This window comes from Aminobacter anthyllidis (assembly GCF_018555685.1).
GTDB lineage: Bacteria > Pseudomonadota > Alphaproteobacteria > Rhizobiales > Rhizobiaceae > Aminobacter > Aminobacter anthyllidis.
Window position 1 is genome coordinate 483,620 of sequence record NZ_JAFLWW010000005.1, and the last position, 20,668, is coordinate 504,287.

Consider the following 20,668-nt stretch of genomic DNA (forward strand, 5'->3'; position numbering starts at 1 on the left):
GTCTGGTTGACGCCTATCCTGATAGGACGGACGCCAGCCAATTCAAACCAGATCGTATCATACTATTAATAAGATAATAGCATGAATTTTGACGCAAGGTGTCATGGTGTCAGCCCGCCACGTTGTTGCGTCATCAGGACTCTACCGTATGGGGGGTCAGCCAAGCATCGGCAGCAGCTGGTCGATGGACTTTTTAGCGTCGCCATAAAACATCCGCGTGTTCTCCTTGAAGAACAGTGGGTTCTCGATGCCCGAGTAGCCGGTCCCCTGGCCGCGCTTGGAAACGAAGACGGTCTTCGCCTTCCAGACCTCCAGCACCGGCATGCCGGCGATGGGGCTGCCTGGATCGTCCTGAGCGGCCGGATTGACGATATCGTTGGAGCCGATGACGATCACGACGTCGGTGTTCGGAAAATCCTCGTTGATCTCGTCCATTTCCAGAACGATGTCGTAAGGCACCTTGGCTTCCGCGAGCAGCACGTTCATGTGACCCGGCAAGCGACCGGCGACAGGATGGATGGCAAAGCGCACTACTTTGCCGGCAGCGCGCAGCTTGCGGGTCAGCTCGCTGACAGATTGCTGGGCCTGGCTCACGGCCATGCCGTAGCCTGGCACGATGATCACGCTTTCGGCGTCGTTGAGTGCCGCAGCCACGCCGTCGCTGTCGATGGCGAGCTGTTCACCCTCGATTTGCATGGTCAGCTGCTGCGGCCCACCGAAGCCGCCAAGGATCACGGAAATGAAACTGCGGTTCATCGCCTTGCACATGATGTAGGAAAGGATCGCACCGGAAGAGCCGACCAATGCACCCGTAACGATGAGCAGATCGTTGCCCAAGGTGAAGCCGATGGCCGCAGCCGCCCAGCCGGAATAGCTGTTCAGCATGGAGACAACCACAGGCATGTCGGCACCGCCGATGCCCATGATCAGGTGCCAGCCGATAAATCCGGCAAACAGCGAAACAAGCACGAGTTGCGTAAAGCTCGATCCCAGAATGCCGTCGGCGCCCAGAATGCCCACACCCATGCAGTAGGCAGCACCGAACGCCAGGCAGATAAGAGCCGCAGCGGCGTTCAAAGCATGGCCGCCGGGATATTTCTTGGCCTTCCCGTCGATCTTCCCGGCGAGCTTCCCAAACGCGACAATCGAACCGGTGAAAGTGACCGCCCCGATGAAGATGCCAAGGAATACTTCGATCTTGAGCACCGCGATTTCCGCTGGTGATTTGTGCGCCAGGACTGCCGCAAAGCCGGTGAACGTCTCGGTAGCCCCTGACGCCTTTGCCGCCAGGACATCCGTCAGCGTGATCTCGGCATTGATGCCGATGAACACTGCGGCAAGGCCGACAAAGGAGTGAAGGGCTGCGACCAGCTGTGGCATTTCCGTCATCTGCACGCGGTTGGCCACATACCAGCCAGCCAACGCTCCGAAGGCGATCATGACCGCGGTGATATGCAAGTTGACTGGGCCGGCGGCGAATAGAGTGGCAAGCACGGCGAGCGCCATGCCGACAATGCCGTACCAGACGGCCCGTTTGGCGCTTTCCTGTCCTGACAACCCGCCGAGCGACAGGATGAACAAGATGGCGGCAACGACATAGGTTGCGGTCGTGAGTCCGATTTCCATGTCGGTTTCCCCTACGATTTCTGGAACATGGCGAGCATTCGCCGGGTGACGAGGAAGCCGCCGACGATGTTGATCGTGGCGATCAGAACGGAGACGGCCGACAGGGCGACAACCCACTGGGAGCCAAGTCCGATCTGCAGCAACGCGCCCAGAATGATGATGCCGGAGATCGCGTTGGTGACGGCCATCAGTGGTGTGTGGAGCGAATGGCTGACGTTCCAGATCACCTGGAAGCCGACAAAGCAGGCAAGCACGAAAACGATGAAGTGGCCGAGGAAACTTGGCGGTGCGAACAGGCCGATGATTAGCATCAGTACCGCGCCAATGCCGAGCAGCGCGAATTGCGAGCGGGTCTGCGCCCGGGAATCCGCCAGTTCCTTGGCGCGCTTTGCCTCGACTGTGAGTTCCTTTGCCTTTTCCTTGGGTTTCTGCGCCGCAATGGCGGCAATCTTGGGCGGTGGCGGCGGGAAGGTGATCGACCCGCCATGCGCGACGGTTGCGCCACGGATGACGTCATCTTCCATGTTGTGTTTGATGACGCCGTCCTTGCCGGGCGTGAGATCGGTCAGGAAATGGCGGATGTTGTTCGCATAGAGTTCCGACGCCTGTGCGCCCATGCGACTTGGGAAATCGGTATAGCCAACGACAGTGACGCCGTTGTCGGTGACGATCTTTTCGTTGGGCACCGTCAGATCGCAGTTGCCACCTCGCTCAGCCGCCAGGTCGATGACCACCGAGCCCGTCTTCATCGCGGCCACCATATCGGCGGTCCAGAGTTTTGGCGCATCGCGGCCGGGGATCAACGCTGTTGTGATGACGACGTCCACATCCGGAGCTTGAGAAAGAAACAGTTCAAGCTGCTTGGCGCGAAACTCCGGGGATGACGGCGCGGCATAACCGCCCGTGGCAGCCCCGTCCTGGCTGTCGGAAAAATCAAGGAACAGGAATTCACCGCCCATCGATTCGATCTGCTCGGCGACCTCCGGGCGCACGTCGAAAGCCCGCACGATCGCACCGAGGCCACGTGCCGCTCCGATTGCCGCAAGCCCCGCCACGCCGGCACCGATCACCAGGACCTTGGCGGGCGGCACCTTGCCGGCGGCCGTGACCTGACCGGTGAAGAAACGGCCGAAATTGTTGGCCGCTTCGATCACCGCGCGATAGCCGGCAATGTTGGCCATTGAAGAAAGCGCATCCATCTTCTGCGCGCGGCTGATGCGTGGAACCATGTCCATGGCGACCGCCGTGACGGCCTGCTTTTCCGCAAGTTTCAGGAGTGCCGCGTTTTGACCCGGATAGAAGAAGGAAATCAGCGTTTGGCCGAGCTTCAGCCGCTTGAGTTCCACCTCGGTCGGCTGACGCACCTTGACCACGACGTCGACGGCCTTGACGAGATCGGCTGCCGATTTCTCGATTGCTACGCCGGCCTTGATATAATCAGCGTCGTTGAAGCCTGACGCCTTGCCAGCGCCGGCTTCCATGAAGACCTTATGGCCGAGTTTCGCCAGATGCACCGCCGACGACGGTGTTACCGCCACGCGCGTCTCTCCCGCAAACGTCTCTCTTAATGCGCCGACCTTCATGGTGCCATTACTCCTCCGGCGCCCTTCCCGGCGCGTGATTGGTCGATTGTTCCGAAGCGCATAGGTGTATCTCCGATACAGCGAAGCTGGATTTGAGCCGCCAGCTTGAACTCGCTGAAGAGTTCAGGTGGAGCATCGTCGTCATACACTCGAGTTTGGTGGGCAAGCCGAGCTTGATAGGAGCGTGCGTCAGGCTCCTCGCAAAGTCAACCTATTTATAGTAAGATAGGATGAATTTCTGACGAGCATGCATTGTGAAAGACGAACATGCATTGTGAAAAAGGGGCCTTGCGGCCCCTTTGACGGAAATCGTGGATACGTAACGAACTACGGCTTCAGGACTTCACCAAGGGCGCCGCGTTGCACCAGTCGTAGATGGAAAGTGCCATGACTTTGATGGACGCAATGTAGTCGTCGATCGACACATACTCGTCATTGGCGTGCATGATGGCGGTCGAGCCAGGGCCGAAGATCACCGTGGGGGTATGACCATAGCTGTTGAGGAAGCGGGTATCGGCAGCACCCTGGCGTCCGCTGATGGTCGGCTCCTTGCCGGTGATTTCCGTATAGTTGCGGGAAACGGTTTGCACGATGGCATGGTCCCGCGGGATCTCGGAGGCCTCAGCATCGTAGCCGACGAAACGCACCACAGGGGGGTGGTCCTTCATCCACGGATCCTTGGCCGCCGCCTCGGCGATCTTTTTCACCAGGCTTTGCTTGACCCCTTCGTGATCTTCTCCGGGCACCGTGCCGATCGAGCCCTTGAGAAGGGCAGTTGCAGGGAAGGCGCTCGGATAGTTGCCGGCCTGGAACGAACCGATGATGCACGGCAGAGAATCGATTGCACTCGGATAAAGCGGATGCTTGACCGTTGCGACGCGCTCGTCTTCCATCTCCTGCACCGCAGCGACGATCTTCTGACCGAGCATGATGCCGCTGACGCCGAGATAGCGCTGCTGGATGCCAGCCGGTTTGCCCTGAATTTCGATCTCGAACCAGATGCGCCCAATGCATGCGGGTTGCACATGCAGGTCGCTGGTCTCGCCCGAGATGCCAGCGTCGGCCGAGTAGCCGCGGATGACAGTGTCGAGCGTCCCATGACCGCTGACTTCCTCATCGATCACGATGTTGATCAGCACATCGCCCTTGAGATCGATACCGAGTTCCTTGAGATACTGCACGGCCAGGATGTGGCTGGCGACGCCGCTCTTCATGTCGCAGGATCCGCGGCCGTAGATGCGACCGTTCTCGATTTTCGCCGACCACGGATTGTCGCTCCACCCCTCGCCGTTGCCGACTGGAATAACGTCGGTGTGGCCATTGAGTAGCAGCGAACGCCCGCCGCCAGAACCCTTTGCGCTTGCGACGATGTTGGGCCGCCCTTCATAGCCACGCGCGACCGGTCGGTAGCCGGGATGCTTCTTGAGCTCTTCCCAGTCGGTATCCCAGATGTCGACATCGAGGCCGATCGTATTCAGGTATCCGTGAAGGAACGCTTGGATTGCCGCCTCGTCGCCGGTGACGCTGGGGATCGTAACCATCTTCTGCAGGAAGCGAACCGCTTCGTCTTTTGAGGCGTCAACTTTGTCCAATATTCGTTTGCGGTTTGGGTCAGTCATTTCAATCTCCCGATAAGGCGGCGTCTCGTTCGCAAAAAAGAGATCCATCCTGCCCGCGGTGAGCGCAAACAGGACGGAGTTGGGGTCAAAGAGCCTTCAGGCGGGGGATGATTTCACGGGCGATGGTTTCGATCTGCTCCATCTCATACTTGTAGGGAACGAAGATGATCTTCTGGACGCCGGCATCGATGTGAGCCTTGAGCTGCTCGACGCAGTCGTCGACCGAGCCCATGATCGCGCTCTCGCGGGTGCAGTCGCTGTGTTCGGGGAAATCCCATTCCTTGTTGAGCCAATCCATCATGTCTTCGCGGACGGCTTCCTTCGAAGCGCCGACCATGATCGGCAGCTGCGAGGCGCTCATCACGGAGCTCGGGTCCTTGCCCGCTTCCTTGGCGAAGCCGAGGACCTTGTCCCACGACTTCTTGAAATCCTCGGCACGGTAGAAATAGGTGAGCCAGCCGTCGCCGGTGGTTCCTGCACGCTTCAGTGCCGCATCGGCATAGCCGCCGATGAGGATCGGAAGGTGCGACTGTGCCGGCTTGGGATACATCACGGCTTTCGACATGTTGTACTCGAGCTGGACGCCGGTTTCCGGATCCGCAATGCTGTATTTCCCGGTCACGCGGTCCTCGGTCCAGAGCCGGCGCATGATCTCGAGGTTCTGGTCCATAATCTTGCCGCGCTTGGAGAAAGGCAGGCTCATCGCATCGAATTCGCGTTTGTACCAACCGGCCGCCATGCCCATGATCATGCGTCCATTGGACAGCTGATCCATGGATGACAGCTGCTTGGCGAGAGCCACGGGATTGCGCAGCGGCAACACGAGGATGCCCGTACCCATGCGGATCTTGGTCGTCCTTGCGGCGATCCCGGTGAGTGCGGTCAGCGAGTCGATGATCGGGAAGTTGGGGTCGACGCCAAGCAGCATGTGGTCCCAGACCCAGACGGAGTCGTAACCGAGTTCCTCAACGCGCACGCCGTATTCCACGAGCTTGCGGGCGTCGGGCATGTTCGGATAGGCCACGAAATTGCGCGCGGCGATGCCGAAAGTCTTTGTAATCAGTGTCATAGTTCTTCCTCCGGGAAAATCAGGCAGTGAAAAGCCGCTCGGGATCGAGCTGTCGCAGGATTTGCAGTTCACGGGTGGTTGGCGGCTCGGTGACGTGAAGATTCGCGTCGAATTCGAGCTTGAAGCCGGTGTTATCCTGCACTTCCTCGCGGGAAACGCCGGGATTAAGTGCCAGCACGCGCATGCGACGGGTGGTCTCGTCGAAACCGAAGATCGCGAGTTCGGTAATCACGCGGAACATTCCGCCAGCGGGTAGACCGCTTTCGCGTCTGGAGTTGCCGCCCCGGATGAAGCCAGGGCTGGTGATGAAGTCGACCTTCTCGACGAAGCGCCGCTTCTCGTGCTTCATCGCAACGATCATGTTGGTGAGGCTCGAGATGTCATTGCCGCCACCCGTGCCAGGCAGGCGCGTCTTCGGTGCGGCCGGATCGCCGATGAAGGACGAATTGAGATTGCCGAACTGGTCGATCTGGGCCCCACCCATGAAACCGATGTCGACATAACCGCGCTGCAGAAGGAGCAGAACGTCGGCGCTGCCGAGCACCATGTTGGCGCGCTTGGTGCAGCGCTGATCGTTCGTCGATGGTGGCAGTTTTCCCGCCTCCACGAAGGCGCCGACAACGCCTCCTTCAAACAGGATGGTCAGGCCTGGGCAGCGCAGTTGCTGGGCAAGAGTTGCCGCCAGCAACGGTGTTCCGACACCGGCGAAGACCACCTGGCCATCCTTGAGCTGGCGCGACGCCAGGATCGCAAGAATTTCAGAGGCGGTGTAGTTGCTGGCTTCAGTCATTGTAGATGCTCCTGCCGCGCTGACTTGCTTCGAGAAGCTCTTCAAGCCCAATCAACTCCAGGTATTCGTTCCAGTTTTTCGGCCCGTAGAAGTACTTCTCAAGATACTCCTGCATCCCCTTCACCGGGTCGGCATTGACCTGCTTCACGTAGGCGTCCATATGCTTGAGCATTGGTTCATAGATGCCGAAGCATTCATGCGGGGCCGCGCCGTAAGGAACCTCGACCACCGCATCCACACAGAGGAAGGCGATCTTCGTCTGATCGGGGTGACGGCGGATCTGGTCATTCGACACGATGCGCTCCGTGGTCAGGATGACCTTGTTGGCTGCAAGCGCGAGGTCGATGTCCATGAATTGCAGGCCATCGATCTGGGCGTTGCCGTAGGCGTCGCAGCGCTGAACGTGGATGAGCGCAACATCAGGGTTGAGCGCCGGCACAAGCAGAAGCCTTTCGCCGGTGAATGGGCAATCGATGGGCTTTGCCTCTGGCCGCTGCCGCATCACGTCCGAGCCGAGCATTGCACGCATTGGCAGGAAGGGAACGCCCATGCCGCCGGCGCGGAGCCGCATTCCGACGCCCATATGGCTCCACTCCTCGTAGCGCTTGCCTTGCGTTTCGACGTGATGGCGCATCACCTTGGAGAGACCCCAGAGGATGCCCTGGGCGAACCAACTGGTGATGATGTGGTCCGAAACCCCGGACCCGAAGAGAAGGTCACCGTCGGTCGACACGATGCAGCGCGAACAGGAAAGGTTCTGCCGGCGCTGGCGGATGATCTCCCAGATCAACGCCATCGGTGTCCGAGACATGGTCGAGCCGCCAATGCCGACCTTCATGCCGTCCTGGACAAGCCCTGCCGCTTCCTCCAGCGACATGACCTTTTCGCGCAGGCTTCGATCACGTGCTGCGAGGTTTTCCCTCAGCCGTGAGTATGGCTCGAGTTGAGCTTCAAGCACTTCGTTTCTCCTTTAGTTCGCCGCAGATAGCGTCCGCAGCTAATTCAGGCCGACTTCGGCATTGAATTCGGTGATGAGTTCGTCCCAGGCGGATGCGGCGTCGGCGGCCGCACGCCAAAACGACTGATCGCGCCGGGCGTCGAAATCGCTCAGCGTCACGCCCTGCTGTTCAACCCAGGTGTAGTAGCCAAGATTGAAAACCCTGCGCCGCTCGCGCGCCGTCATTTCGATGAGGCTGTCAGCAGCAGCTTCGTGCAGGCAGGTAGCCAGCAGATGCTCGACATCTGCCTCGGAAACGCCGCCGCTGAATTCACCGCGCCCAATCGCCTCCATCTCGCTCGAATAGAGGCTGGCGCCGTCCGTCGCGATCGTCATGACAACGTCGTGCGGCCCGAAATTCATATGCTTGGCCAGCTTGATCGAGGCGATGATGTTGGCAATGCCCGAGATGCCGATGTCGTCCAGGAAGGATAGCTCTTCGCCATTCAGGCCAAGGCGATATGCCAGCAGATGCCTGCTCTCGGGGGTGTTGAAGAGATAGTTCAACTGATCCGTCGATCGATCCGAAACACCGACCACGAAATCCAGGTTTAGGACATTATGAATCAGGGGCACATGCTTGTCGCCGATGCCCTGGATGTTGTGCTCGCCGTACCCGCTTTCGAGCAGTGTCGGGCATTCCAAAGCTTCGACGGCGGCGATCCGCGTCCCGTAAGACTGTTTGAGCTTGTCGCCGGCTGCAATGGTCCCTGCTGACCCCGTTGCCGAGACGAACGCAGCCAGCCTTGCTTGGCTGTTCTGGTCCCGGACATCGTCGAAGACCCGCTCGCACGCAGCACCCGTGCAGGCGAAATGCGCCATGTAGTTCGGGAAGGCCGAAAACTGGTTCAGAATGACGTTGTCGGCGCTTTGCGCCAGTTCGTGACACTTGTCGTAGATTTCCTTGACGTTGCTCTCGGTGCCGACAGTGCGAATGATGTGAGACGGGTCAGAAGCCCAGCGCTCAAGCCACTCGAAGCGTTCTCGGCTCATGCCTTCGGGCAGGACAGCGACACCATCGCAGCCAAGGATTCGTGATACCGCCAGGCCGCCCCGACAGTAGTTGCCCGTCGACGGCCAAACCGCCCGATGCTGGCGCGGATCAAATCGTCCCGAGACGAAATAGGTCACCAGCCCGGCGTAAGCCGGCAGCACCTTATGTGCACCGATCATCGGAAAGCGGGCGCCGAGCAACACCACTATCGGTGCCTCGACCCCAGTCAGACTGCGCGGCAATACGACATGGGCAGGCACCGCTTGCTGCCCTCGCCGGTCGTCCGAATTGAACCAGTTCACACGCCACAGGTTCAAAGGATCTGGCGCGTCAGGGTCAACCGATTGCAAGCGGTCAAGGATGGATGGCGGAATTGGCGCCGACCCAGCAAGCTGGGAGAAGGTTGGCAATACAACGCCACGGCTGCGCGCGCATTCGACGGCGGACCTGCGAATGTCGCCATCAACCACTTCAACCTTATCGAGAAGGCCGCCTCCTGGTGCAGGCATTTCCGTCATCTCCTTGTAGCGTCTGGCTGTCGGGCGATCATTAAGTCATATTATCATCCTAATGTTAGTATGACTAGCCTATAGCAAAAGATTTCCACCTGCGAAACCGGCTCGCAATCGGGCTGTCAGCCAGCGCAGACCGGTTCGCGTGCAGAGGTGCTTTCAGAGGCAGTTCGCGCGGCGGCAGCTGCGAAAGCCCGTTCGCGCGAGCCTGCGGGGGCATCGCCGTAAACAGTGTTGCGCATCCTCGGCTGGCGGCCCGCTTTCCGGATGATGGCCTCCATGTGCTGAGGGGTCATCTCCTGGCCATGGCTGGCGCCGGCGGCCCTTGAGATGCTTTCGTCCATCAAGGTTCCACCGAGATCGTTCACGCCGGCGTTCAGGCAGTGCCGCACGCCCTCCTGCCCAAGCTTCACCCATGACGCCTGGATGTTGGTGATGTGCGGATGCAGTGTCAGACGCGCGACGGCGTGCATAAGGATGGCTTCGCGGAAGGTCGGCCCTGGACGCGACCGGCGCTTGAGATAGATCGGCGCCTCCATGTGAACGAATGGCAGCGGCACGAATTCGGTGAACCCGCCCGTTTCCATCTGCAGGTCACGAACCCTGATGAGATGGCGCGCCCAGTGTTCGTAACCCTCGATATGGCCGAACATGATCGTCGCCGTCGTGCGGAAGCCGAGTTTGTGGGCAGCGCGCATGACGTCGAGCCATTCCTGCGTGTTGATCTTGTCCGCACACAAGGTCGCGCGCACCTCGTCATCAAGGATTTCGGCTGCCGTACCCGGCAATGTGCTCAGACCGGCCGCCTTCAGCTGCGCGAGAAAATCGGAAACCGATATGCCAAGCGTCTTTGCGCCCTGCCAGACTTCCAGCGGCGAAAACGCATGCATGTGCATGTTCGGAACCGCCTCTTTCACCGCCTGGCAGATCTCGAGATATTTCGCGCCGGTATAGGACGGATGGATACCTCCCTGCATGCAGACTTCAGTCGCGCCGCGCTCCCAGGCACCGCGCACGCGCGCTGCGACCTCACTCATCTCGAGATCGTAGGGGCGTCCGCGCAGGTTCTCGCTGAGCTTGCCCTTCGAGAAGGCGCAGAACTGGCATTTGAAGTAGCAGATGTTGGTGTAGTTGATGTTGCGGCAGACGACATAGCTGACGGTGTCGCCGTTGACCCGCCGGCGCAGAGCGTCGGCCGCCCGACAAACAGCGGCGAAATCGCCACCCCGTGCCCGGAACAGAGTGACGATGTCGTTTTCAGTGAGCATCGTCCCCTCGGCCGCCTTGTCCAGGATGGCACGCACTCTCCCACCGACACGGTTCGGAGCTGCGCTGAGCAGAAGCGCTTCGGTTGCGGGGATGGGATCGGAGCGGCCTGGGCACCAGTTATCGCTGCGTGGCCAGCCCTCGGCGTCGATCCGGTTGTAGAGAGGAAAGCGCAGGTCCGTATCGACCCATTCCAGGGGTTTTCTGGCAAAGGAGGGGTAGATCGCCAACCGTTCGACCAGGTCCTTGCCCGCCATTGAGGTCACGTCAGAGAGTTCGACGAGTTGCGGCCAGGGTGCTTCAGGATTGACGTGATCCGGCGTGACCGGCGAAACCCCTCCCCAATCGTTGATGCCTGCGTGAACGATCTGCTCCAGCGCGCCTGGGCTAAGATTGGGAGGGGCCTGGATGTTCATCCCTGGCTCGAACAACAGCCGCGCGACTGCAATGGTCCAAAGATGATCCTCAAGCGCCGGCGCTTCGATGTCCTCCATTCTGGTTCCAGCCTTGGGGCGGAAATTCTGGATGATGATTTCCTGGATGTGCCCGAACTCATCGTTAAGGTCGCGCAGCGCCAGCAACGAGTCGATGCGCTCGGCCCGCGTCTCGCCTATGCCGATCAGAATGCCCGTCGTGAACGGAACCTTCTTTTCGCCGGCACGGCGGATGGTGTCCAATCGCGCCGCAGGTGCCTTGTCGGGGGAACCGTGATGGGCACCGCCCTTCTCGCACAGCCGTTTCGATACACTCTCCAGCATGATTCCTTGCGAGATCGAGACGGACCGCAGGGCCGCGAGGTCCTCGCTCGTCAGCAAACCTGGATTGATGTGCGGCAGAAGTCCGGTCTCCTTGAGAACGACCGAAGCCATTTCGGCAAGATAAGAAATCGTCGTCTCGTGCCCGAGTGCCTTCAATTCCTCGCGCGCAACGCGATAGCGCAGCTCCGGCTTGTCGCCGAGCGTGAACAGCGCTTCCTTGCAGCCCGCCTTCTTGCCGGCTTCGGCGATCGCCAAAACCTCGTCGCGGGTCAGGAATGCCCGCTGCCCCTTGCGCGGCGGATGCGCGAATGTGCAGTAGTGGCAGACGTCTCGGCAGAGTTGTGTCAGCGGAATGAACACCTTGCGGGAATACGAGACCTGGTCGCCGTGAGCCCAGTCTCGACGATGGCGCGCAGCAGACAGCAGCGGCTGGAGATCATTGATCTCGACCAGGTTCAGCGCCTCTTCGCGGCTCAGTCTCCGTTCAGGCGCGAAATCGTTGAGAAGCACAGCGTGGTTCATGGCGACAGAGGCTCCTGAGTAGGGCCGGGGCAAGCAGGGGGAACATCTTTCCCAAGGCGCGCGAGCAGCCGGCGTGTCTGAATTGCTGGTCCATCCGTGTCCGACCAGAGATCGGCGGGTACATCGATATCGTGTCCCGCTCCTTCGAGGGGGAGCACGACAACTTCCAGGCCCATCGCCCTGGCTATGGCAAGGTGACGCCTGAAGCTGTGCAGCCCGAAGGAGGGGTCCATGACGTGGGGCGGAGAGAACCCGAGCAGGTTTGTTCCGCCGTCACGATTTGCCGGTGTGATCACGACGTTACAGTCGGCGAGCGTCGACAGGGCCAGTTCGATCTCCTGGGCACTCAGAAAGGGGATGTCGCCGGGGATGACCAAGACACCGGCATAGCCCTCGGCTGCGAGCACCCTCTGCCCACGCCTTACGGCATTGTTGATGCCAGCATCATCGAGATCGTCAATGACTACGGCGGCGTAGTCGTTTGCTATTGAAGCGACGGCGGTGTCCGAGGTGACGACCGCTATTCCCCCCAACTGAGGGACCTTGGAGAGCACATCGAGCACATCGCGCAACATTGCTTCCGCAAGGCAATTCCGCTCACCTGTCGTCAGATGCGGCGCCAGGCGGGATTTTGCCCAGCCCAATCGTTTGACAGGAACGAGAGCGCATATCTTCGAAGGTGCAGCAATCGTGGCCATCAGAGTCAGCCTCCGAATTGCCGCTGCGGGCTCGACACGAGGTGGCGCGCAAAATCGAGCGCCTCGCCTGCGAGCCGGACGCGATCTTGATCAGTGTTCATGAGCGACGAAGCCGTACGAACCGCGCAGCCGGCGATTTCGCGTTCCTGTTCATCGGTGTGATCGATGATCAATCCATCGATCAGGTCGAGATAGTGCTCGGCGATTGCTTTCGATGTCCTGGGGATGCCAAGCTCGGTCATGATCTTGTCCGTCGGCCCCTTGACGGCCTTGCCGCCTATGATGGGCGACACTACGACCACGGGTGCGACCGACTTCTTTATGGCCGCCCGGACGCCCGGCACCGACAGGATAGGATCGATGCTGAGAAAAGGATTTGACGGGCAAACAATGATCGCCGTCAGTTGCGGATCACCCAGAGCGGACAGAACCTCAGATGATGCGCGCGCTCTCACCGAACGTTCGAAATGAATGCTGTCAACGCGCGGGGCGCAACGCCGTTCTACGAAATAGCGTTGGAACGGCAGCACTCCTTCCGATGTCACCACGGCGGTGCTGATCCGGTCGTCGCTCATAGGCAGAACCTGCGCGGCAATCCCGAAATGTGCTGCGAAACTGCTGGTGACGGCGGAAAGCGTCTCGCCGGTCCTCAGACGCCGCGTTCGTTCGACGTGGATGGCAAGATCTCGATCGCCGAGTTGAAACCAGGTCTCGCCGCCGAGTGTCGACAGCGCCTTCATGAAATTCCAGCTCTCGTCCTGCCGGCCCCAGCCGAGTTCGCGATTGGCGAGGCCCGACAAAGTGTAGAGAACGGTGTCGATGTCGGGCGAGACTTTCAGGCCGAGGTGCTCGAAATCATCGCCTGTATTGACGATCAGCGTGAGATCGTTGCCGAGAAGCCGTTCGAGACCGAACGCGAGCTTGGCACCTCCGACACCGCCACACAGGGCAACCACCCGACCCGTTGATTTGGAAGCGTTCATCGGAACATGTCCCTCTCGCGGGAGCGGATCAATGATGCGGCCGGCCGCGCGGGCGCGGTTGGCCGATATCCGCGGATAAGAACCACCGGCAAGCCTTCGTTGGCTTGCCCCATCATCAGCGAGGCCGCCGAGGCGATCTCGTCTGCGACAGCGATCTCGGTCACCTTCAGTGTTCGGCCGAACAGGTCCTCGGCGCCGACCCGATCAACCAGCGCCGGCATTCCTGCAGCTCCGATCGCAACGCCAACCACGCCATTGCGCCATGGGCGGCCAAAGCTGTCGTTGATGACGACGCCGCAAGCGACCCCGAACATCTGATCCAGACGAAGTTTGAGGGCGGATGCGGAGCCATCGGGATCGCGCGGGAGCAATAGGACGCGGCTGCCGTTGGCATGCTCGATGTTGGATTCATCGATGCCGGCATTCGCCATGACGAAGCCAAGCTTATGAGCGACCACGATGACGTGCGGCCCGACCTTGACGACCTCCTCCGCCTCGCGCAGCACCACCTCGACGTGGCGCGGATCCTTGCCGACTTGTGCGGCGATGTCGCGGGCACGTTGCGACGGCTCGACGCTATCAAGTTCGACGTAGAGACCGTCTGCCTTGGAGATGACCTTCTGCGCCACCACGACGATGTCATCGTCCATCAGACCCAGCCCACACGTGCGCAGGGCCTCTGCGATCAGGCCGGCGAGATCGTCCCCGGGGGCGATCAGCGGCAGTCCAGGTATTGCATGAAGCGAGAGCGAGACGGATGCCATGGCCGTTTACGCAGCGTTTGCGTCCTCAAGTCCGGTGATTGCGATGCCGGCACCGGGGACTTTGTATTGACGGTTGATCCAGATCAGGACCGATGTGAGCGCTTCGGCCGCGGCCGAGTTTGCGAGAGCACCACCACCGACACCACGGTTGGCGACGGCACCTGCGAGTTCAATGACCTGATTGCGAGCCTCCTTGTCGTCGCTGAACACCAGAACGTCGCACTCGGCTCGTCCGCCCTTGTGCAGTTTGGCCGCACCAACATTGTGGAAGGCGGAGACAACGCGGACCCCCTCTCCCAGCAGTCCCTGGGCGATCTGGGCTGCGGAACCAGCGCTCGGAAGCTGTACGGTGGAGACTTTCGGAGGCACCAGCGGCACAGCCGCGTCAACGACGATCTTGCCCTGAACGACCTCCTTGATTTCGGCGATCGTTGCGTCATGGCTTGCGAATGGCACGGCCAGCACGACTACGTCAGCCAGCCTGGCGGCGCCAACGTTGTCTTCACCGACAATGCCTGATCCAAGTTCGGATGCGAGAGCAACTGCTTTGTCACGGCTACGCGAGCCGATCACGACTTTGTAGCCGGCGGCAGCCCAGGCCTTCGCCAGGCCGGAACCGAGGTCTCCAGTTCCACCAATGATTCCGATTACAGGCTTGGACGAGTCGGACATCGTTCCTCACATTTGAAGTTGGAGAGCAGGATTGCGCTCTGTTGGGCTGAGCCATTCACACGCTCGCCAATGTGATGAACATACTATCAATAGTAAGATAAGACAAGTTGGATTTGCGCGCCGCTTTGCGCGCTTATCCGATGCATCACGCGGCCTGCCATTTTGGCCAATCGAAAGAACGATCTGCGCTACTTGGTCGGCATGATTGCAAGTGATGGTAGGGATCGAGCCCGAAGGGAGATTCCGATGTCAGACACTGGTCGACCAGCGCAGTGCAGGAAGGACACGGGCTGTCCTCCCGCTGCAGGCCTCGCGAAGGCGCCGCCAATAGGCTTCGGCCGGGTGTAGGTCGGATAGCGGGGGAACACCACATGACAGACGATCGTGTCGCGGCCGCTCGCGATCAGTTCGGAGGATGCGCGCCGCGCTCACCGCGCCTGGTCCGCCGAAGACCGTCGGCGCTTGCGCCTGCTCGGCCAATGTCCCCATCTGCTGCCGTAGCTCGCTTCCTTTTGGAGAAGGCAATCGCGTACGGTGAGGTGTTCCGTGAGTTCATTGGGGAAATGGATCTTCATCTCTTTCGCTACCCTGAAATCTAACGTTCAGCCTCCCGCAACGTCCAAATCGCCCGAGCACCCAGCCTGCAATTGGGGCTAGAGGCGTCGATATGCGCAATGTCAGCTCTACATTGGGTGGGCAATCCGCTTCGGGGCCGGGAGCGGGCTGGCAGCTTTCGATCGACAGGCCGCGAAAGCGGACCTCCATACGCAGAGGATTGGGCACCGAAGCGATCAGGCGGCGTGTGCAGGCAATCGTGATCGAACCAGTAGTTCCGGAAATGCCGTGGACCGCAGGCGGGGTCCACACACGATCGATAGGGTTGGCAAAGCTCGGCATGGCCGAAAGACCGCTGGCATAAAACCGCTTTGCGCCATGCAAGCGAGCGTCGGAGAAATGCGTCGAATGAAGGCATCGGCCATCGACATGTGATGAGCGGACGGCGCAACGCCTGTTCAAGTGGCTCAAAGCGGATCTGTCGGGATTGCAACTCCGCGACGCAGACCCTGGAGCGCTTCAGCCAGAGTGGCCACACGCGCCCGATCGCGGTATCGTGTTCAGCGCAGGTGCGGATTACCGCATCTTCCCGATGCGCTTGCGCAGCCATCCCGATCCAATCTCGGCAAGAAGCACAAGACCGATAATCACCAGCAATATGGCGGCAACACGCGTGCTCTCCATCTGCTGCGTCGTGCGCTTTAGATACCAGCCCATGCCACCACCACCAAAGAACCCAACGACGGTCGCGGCACGGAAAGCCACATCCCATGTGTAGATGGCGATACCGGTGAAGGCGACGCGCACTTGCGGAAGGACCGCGTATTGGAACACCTGCAAAGGATTGGCGCCGACCGAGCGCAGTGCCTCGACGGGCCCCATGTCGATTGCCTCAAGCTCATCGGAAAAAAGCTTTCCGGCAAATCCGACGCAGAAAACAGTCAGCGCCAGCGTGCCCGCCAACATGCCAAATCCAAGGACGGTGACGAAGAGGATGGTCCAGATCGTCTCGTGGATGGAGCGGCTGCTCATGATGGCAAAGCGCCCGAATGGATAAGCAATTCGCTTGCTGACAGTGATGTTGCGCGCAGCCAGCCAGGCAAGCGGGATCGAGCAGACAACGCCGAAAAAGCCGCCGAGCAATGACATTTCCAGCGTGCGCAGGACCGAGCGCAGGAAGTCTGCGTCGGAGACGTAGTTCATGTCAGGGGGAAAATAGCGGGTCGCAAGGATTTCGACGAGCCTGGGGAAAGCGCCGAGAATACGAGACAGGTCAATATTGAGGTAGGTTATCGAGTAGCCGAGGAAGGCGAGTATCGCCAGGATGACAGCGAACCGGATTGTCGATTCTGGATGACGGTAGCGCGACCATTTGCGGTTCGCTGCAGGCATCGAGTGGGTAGCGGTGGTGGTTACAGGCATCATCGCGTCCTCAGATCACGGCTTTGCGGGCGTAGTGGGAAATCACTTCTCCGATGGCGATCAGCACGAGGACGGCCAGCACCACCAGCGTGACGCCGCCATAATTGAACATCGCCATCTGACGGAAGAAGACCAGACCAAGCCCTCCTGCACCGACGAGCCCCATGATTGCCGAGCGGCGAATGTTGATGTCCCACTCAAAGATGATGGTCCCGATAATCACCGGCAAGATTTGCGGCACGATGCCGTAGTACATGACCTGGAACTGGTTGCCGCCGACTGCGCGGATCGCCTCGACCGGCTTTGGGTCTATGTTCTCGATCGCCTCGGCCGTTATTTTCGAGATGAAGCCTACCGAGCGCATCGCCACTGCGAGGATGCCGGGCAGCGCGCCAAGACCGACCGCGCCGACGAACAGCAGAGCCCAGATGATCTCGTGGATCGAACGGCTGAGCACCATCAGGAAGCGGCCGAGGGGATAAAAGAAGTACTTGCTGGGAGTGACATTGGCCGCGCCGAACCAGGCGACAGGCAGCGAAAAGACGCAGCCCAAAATGGTGCCGAGCGTCGCCATCATCAGCGTTTCCAGCGCCGGCACCAGGAGCTTGGGAAGAAGCGACCAGTCGATCAGAAGGAAGCGCTCAAGTGTGCCGCCGATACCGAGCGCGCCGCCCATGCGCTGCCAGTCGGTGTCGAACATGATGGTGTCCCAGAAACACCAGGCAAGCAGCGCGACGCTGCAAGCGACGAGCAACCAGTTGTTGATGCGACGGCGGCGCTTGTGGGCGAGATAGGCATCGAACCCGTGTGCGGAGACTGGCGCGGCGGTAATGCTCATCACAGCACTTCCATGGCATAGATTTCGTCGAGATCCTGCTTGCGCATGCCCTTGGCGGGACCGTCGAACTTCTTGTAGCCATCCTGCATGCCGATGATGCGGTTGCAGGTTTCGAGCGCCAGCTGCACGTCGTGGATGTTGCACAATACCGGGATCTTGAACTCGGCCGCCAGTTCGCGGATCAACCCCATGACGTCGCGCGAGATCTTCGGGTCGAGGGCCGAAGTCGGTTCGTCAAGCAGCAGAATCTCCGGCCGCTGCATCAAGGCGCGAGCAATGCCGACACGCTGGCGCTGGCCACCCGACAAGGCGTCGGCGCGTTTGTCGACATGATCCTGCAGACCGACGCGCTCCAAGAGGTTCAGCGCCCGATCAATGTCTTCTTTCGGAAACGCTTTGAAGAAACTGCGGAAGGCGCCTGTATAGCCAAGGCGGCCAGACAAGACGTTGTCCATCACCGACATGCGGTTCACCAGGTTGAATTCCTGGAAGATCATGCCGATGCGTCGGCGCAAGCGGCGCAGATCGCCGCTGTTGAGTGGGCAGACAGATTGCCCAAACAGGATGATATCGCCTTCGGTTGGCTCGACCAGCCTGTTGATGCACCGGATCAAGGTCGACTTGCCGGCACCACTCGGCCCGATGACCGCGCAGAAATCATCGCCGCCCACCTCGAAATCGATACCCTTGAGAATCTGAGGGCCTCCGGTCGAATAGCTGACCTTAAGATTGCGAACCTCGAGAATCGACATGGCATCCGCGACCTTGGCAGGAAGGCCGCGCTGCGCGCGGCCTTCGACTATGATCTTTTCGTGTCTCACTGGCCCGCCGCCTTCTCAGCCGCCACCAGCTTGCGGATGATATCGTAATCGCTGTCCTTCATGGGCACGAACTTGGTCGACTTGATGCCATCGAAGAACGGCTTCGAATTCGCATCCTCGTGCAGGGTCAGAAAGGCTTCGCGAATTGCCGCCTTCAGCGGCTCGCAGAGATCGCCACGATAGACCATCGGGTCCTGCGGGATGATCTCCGACGACCAGATGACCTTGAAGTCTTCCGCTTTCGCAAGACCTCGATCGATGACATTGTCGAGCCGGTGCGTTGCGACGAAGGCGTCATCGACACGGCCCTCTTTCACCGCGAGCGCTGACTGGTCGTGACCGCCGGTGTAGACCACCTTGGAGAAGTACTTCTCGAGCTCCGGGCCAACCTTCACCAGGTCGCCGAAAACCATGCGCGGCAACAGGTTGCCTGAGGTGCTGGCGGGATCGGCGAGGCCGACAACGGAACCCTTCACGGTCTCGATGCTGTCGAACTTGGAACCGGCCTTGCTGATCAGCACTGCCCTGTAGCCGGGGCCTTCCTCCTGGAAGTGCCCCTTGGCCTTGGTGTAGGTGGCAAAGACCTCCAGCGCCGGGTCCTTTTCCTTAGCCAGCACGTAGGAGTTGGGCCCGTGGACACCGATCTGAACCCAGCCATTGACCATGCCTTCGATCACCGAGGCGTAGGACGTCGGCATGAAGAATTCGACGGGCTTGCCGGTCTTTTCCTTCAGCTTGTCCAGCAACGGCTTGTAGATGTCGAGTTCCTGGGTGGTCTCCTCGGTCGGGATGATCGAGAAGACCAGCTGGTCCGGATTTTTGCACTCCTGCGCCAGTCCCGAGCTCGCATAGGCGACGACTGCGCCAGCAGTCATCAGGCCCACGAACGTGTGTTTCAAAGCACTCATGTTTTCCTCCCAAAAAAACGGTGATACCGCAGCGTCCTCCCGCTGCAGCGCTTCAATCATGCGACTGCTTGGCGTTTCTCCTTGCCTAGACCGGCAGCCCTCAGCAGGTTGTCCTTGCCGCCGATGAAGTTCTGTCCACGCTCGCCGTCGAAGGCGAGGTCGATTAGCTCGCGCCATTCGCCATGTTCGATGCCGTAGTGGTGATGATCCGTGGCGATCCCGAGCTTGGCAAGGAATGCCGTGAGATGATCGGCCGCGCCGTCGGCATCCTTACCAAATATCGCGTTCAATCCCTCCGTACAGATGCCACCTTCTCCCGCAACACTGCGGATGATCATCGGCAAGGTGAACGAGCAGGCGATGCCGTGCGGGACGCCGTGCCGCAAGGTGATGGGATAGGACAGCGAATGGGCGATCGCCGTCTTGGTGTTCGAAAAGGCAAATCCTGCAAGCGTGGCCGCTCGAGCCATCCGCTCACGCAGGTCGGCGTTGCGGAGATCATTGGCAAGAAGCGGCAAAGTCGAGAGCACGCCGCGGGCCGCCATGACCGCATGCGCCATGGAAACGGGATTGGAATTCCGATTCCACAGGCTTTCCAGTGCATGCGACAGTGCGTCCAGCCCGGTCTGGATCGTCAGCTCGCGTGGCTTGCCAATCATCAGATCGGGATCGACGATCGAGAATTCGGGATAGAGGCCCGGGTGCGCCAGCGAGAACTTCACGCCGCCCGCATTGTCCCAGACGGTTCCCCAGCACGTGACTTCGCTTCCGGTGCCAGCGGTTGTCGGAACCGCAATCAGCGGCCAGGGCTTGATCGTCTCGGCGCCGGCCCGCTTCTTGAGATAGGCGTCTACCGTCGCGAAATCGCCCAGTGCTGCGGCAAAGACTTTGGCCGAGTCGATGACCGACCCGCCGCCAAGCGCGACCACCACTTCAGGCTGTGCAGCCAGCTTGGCGAAGCGTGCAGTCTGCATCTCCAGCAGGGCAATGTCGGGATTGGGCGCGATATCGTCGATGATCAAAGCGGGCCTACCCGCCTTGGCCTCGAGCTCGGCAACGAGGCCCCTGAAGTACGGATCGCCGTAGGTGACCAGAGCGTATCTGCGGCCGCCGATGGCGTCGGCGAGCCTGGAAAAACTGCCCCGGCCAAAACGGACGTCGACGGGATTGCTATATGACCACACGGTTGAATTCCTGTCTTGAACTGATGGCAGGAGAAGTGTGGCGGAGGGCCGATCCATTGACTAATACAAATCTTTGTCGATTATCAT

At 60.2% G+C, this 20,668-nt stretch carries 17 protein-coding genes; all 17 read right to left on the reverse strand.

Features of this window, described 5'->3' with window-relative positions; all coding sequences use genetic code 11:
* Window positions 1-156: 156 nt before the first annotated feature.
* On the reverse strand, window positions 157-1,626 hold the full coding sequence (locus J1C56_RS19505) for an NAD(P)(+) transhydrogenase (Re/Si-specific) subunit beta (RefSeq protein ID WP_214391700.1): 1,470 nt from the start codon (window positions 1,624-1,626) through the stop codon (window positions 157-159).
* A gap of 11 nt (window positions 1,627-1,637) precedes the next feature.
* Window positions 1,638-3,209 (reverse strand): Re/Si-specific NAD(P)(+) transhydrogenase subunit alpha, encoded by a 1,572-nt coding sequence (locus J1C56_RS19510; protein WP_214391701.1) that lies wholly within the window; start codon window positions 3,207-3,209, stop codon window positions 1,638-1,640.
* Between the two features lie 335 nt (window positions 3,210-3,544).
* Entirely contained in the window at window positions 3,545-4,828 is a 1,284-nt protein-coding gene (locus J1C56_RS19515; protein WP_214391702.1) for an ArgE/DapE family deacylase, read from the reverse strand.
* Between the two features lie 85 nt (window positions 4,829-4,913).
* A complete protein-coding gene (locus J1C56_RS19520) occupies window positions 4,914-5,897 on the reverse strand; it encodes an LLM class flavin-dependent oxidoreductase (protein WP_214391703.1) in 984 nt (327 codons plus the stop codon).
* 19 nt (window positions 5,898-5,916) lie between these two features.
* The gene (locus tag J1C56_RS19525; RefSeq protein ID WP_214391704.1) at window positions 5,917-6,687 is read right to left on the reverse strand and encodes a CoA-transferase subunit beta; all 771 of its coding nucleotides are present in this window, start codon (window positions 6,685-6,687) and stop codon (window positions 5,917-5,919) included.
* Window positions 6,680-7,645, reverse strand: coding sequence for a CoA transferase subunit A (locus J1C56_RS19530; protein WP_214391705.1), 966 nt, complete (start codon window positions 7,643-7,645; stop codon window positions 6,680-6,682). Before J1C56_RS19530 ends, J1C56_RS19525 begins: the two co-directional genes overlap by 8 nt.
* A gap of 39 nt (window positions 7,646-7,684) precedes the next feature.
* A complete protein-coding gene (locus J1C56_RS19535; protein ID WP_214391706.1) occupies window positions 7,685-9,187 on the reverse strand; it encodes a pyridoxal-phosphate dependent enzyme in 1,503 nt (500 codons plus the stop codon).
* 125 nt (window positions 9,188-9,312) lie between these two features.
* A complete protein-coding gene (gene cofH, locus J1C56_RS19540; RefSeq protein WP_214391707.1) occupies window positions 9,313-11,736 on the reverse strand; it encodes a 5-amino-6-(D-ribitylamino)uracil--L-tyrosine 4-hydroxyphenyl transferase CofH in 2,424 nt (807 codons plus the stop codon).
* Window positions 11,733-12,434 (reverse strand): 2-phospho-L-lactate guanylyltransferase, encoded by a 702-nt coding sequence (gene cofC, locus J1C56_RS19545; RefSeq protein ID WP_214391708.1) that lies wholly within the window; start codon window positions 12,432-12,434, stop codon window positions 11,733-11,735. The genes cofH and cofC overlap by 4 nt, the downstream gene beginning before the upstream one ends.
* Before the next feature lie 5 nt (window positions 12,435-12,439).
* Window positions 12,440-13,417, reverse strand: coding sequence for a 2-phospho-L-lactate transferase (cofD, locus tag J1C56_RS19550; RefSeq protein ID WP_214391709.1), 978 nt, complete (start codon window positions 13,415-13,417; stop codon window positions 12,440-12,442).
* A complete protein-coding gene (cofE, locus tag J1C56_RS19555; protein WP_214391710.1) occupies window positions 13,414-14,181 on the reverse strand; it encodes a coenzyme F420-0:L-glutamate ligase in 768 nt (255 codons plus the stop codon). The genes cofD and cofE overlap by 4 nt, the downstream gene beginning before the upstream one ends.
* A gap of 6 nt (window positions 14,182-14,187) precedes the next feature.
* Window positions 14,188-14,853, reverse strand: coding sequence for an NADPH-dependent F420 reductase (gene npdG / locus J1C56_RS19560; RefSeq protein ID WP_214391711.1), 666 nt, complete (start codon window positions 14,851-14,853; stop codon window positions 14,188-14,190).
* A gap of 1,131 nt (window positions 14,854-15,984) precedes the next feature.
* Complete coding sequence (gene phnE / locus J1C56_RS19565) at window positions 15,985-16,830, reverse strand: phosphonate ABC transporter, permease protein PhnE (RefSeq protein ID WP_214391712.1); 846 nt, start codon at window positions 16,828-16,830, stop codon at window positions 15,985-15,987.
* Between the two features lie 10 nt (window positions 16,831-16,840).
* Complete coding sequence (phnE, locus tag J1C56_RS19570; protein ID WP_184769517.1) at window positions 16,841-17,668, reverse strand: phosphonate ABC transporter, permease protein PhnE; 828 nt, start codon at window positions 17,666-17,668, stop codon at window positions 16,841-16,843.
* A complete protein-coding gene (phnC, locus tag J1C56_RS19575) occupies window positions 17,668-18,489 on the reverse strand; it encodes a phosphonate ABC transporter ATP-binding protein (protein ID WP_280225447.1) in 822 nt (273 codons plus the stop codon). Before phnC ends, phnE (J1C56_RS19570) begins: the two co-directional genes overlap by 1 nt.
* Window positions 18,486-19,397 carry a phosphate/phosphite/phosphonate ABC transporter substrate-binding protein gene (locus J1C56_RS19580; protein ID WP_214391713.1) on the reverse strand — a complete coding sequence of 304 codons (912 nt, stop codon included), beginning with the start codon at window positions 19,395-19,397 and terminating at the stop codon, window positions 18,486-18,488. Before J1C56_RS19580 ends, phnC begins: the two co-directional genes overlap by 4 nt.
* Before the next feature lie 56 nt (window positions 19,398-19,453).
* Window positions 19,454-20,581, reverse strand: coding sequence for an iron-containing alcohol dehydrogenase PsrA (psrA, locus tag J1C56_RS19585; RefSeq protein WP_280225446.1), 1,128 nt, complete (start codon window positions 20,579-20,581; stop codon window positions 19,454-19,456).
* Window positions 20,582-20,668: the final 87 nt, after the last annotated feature.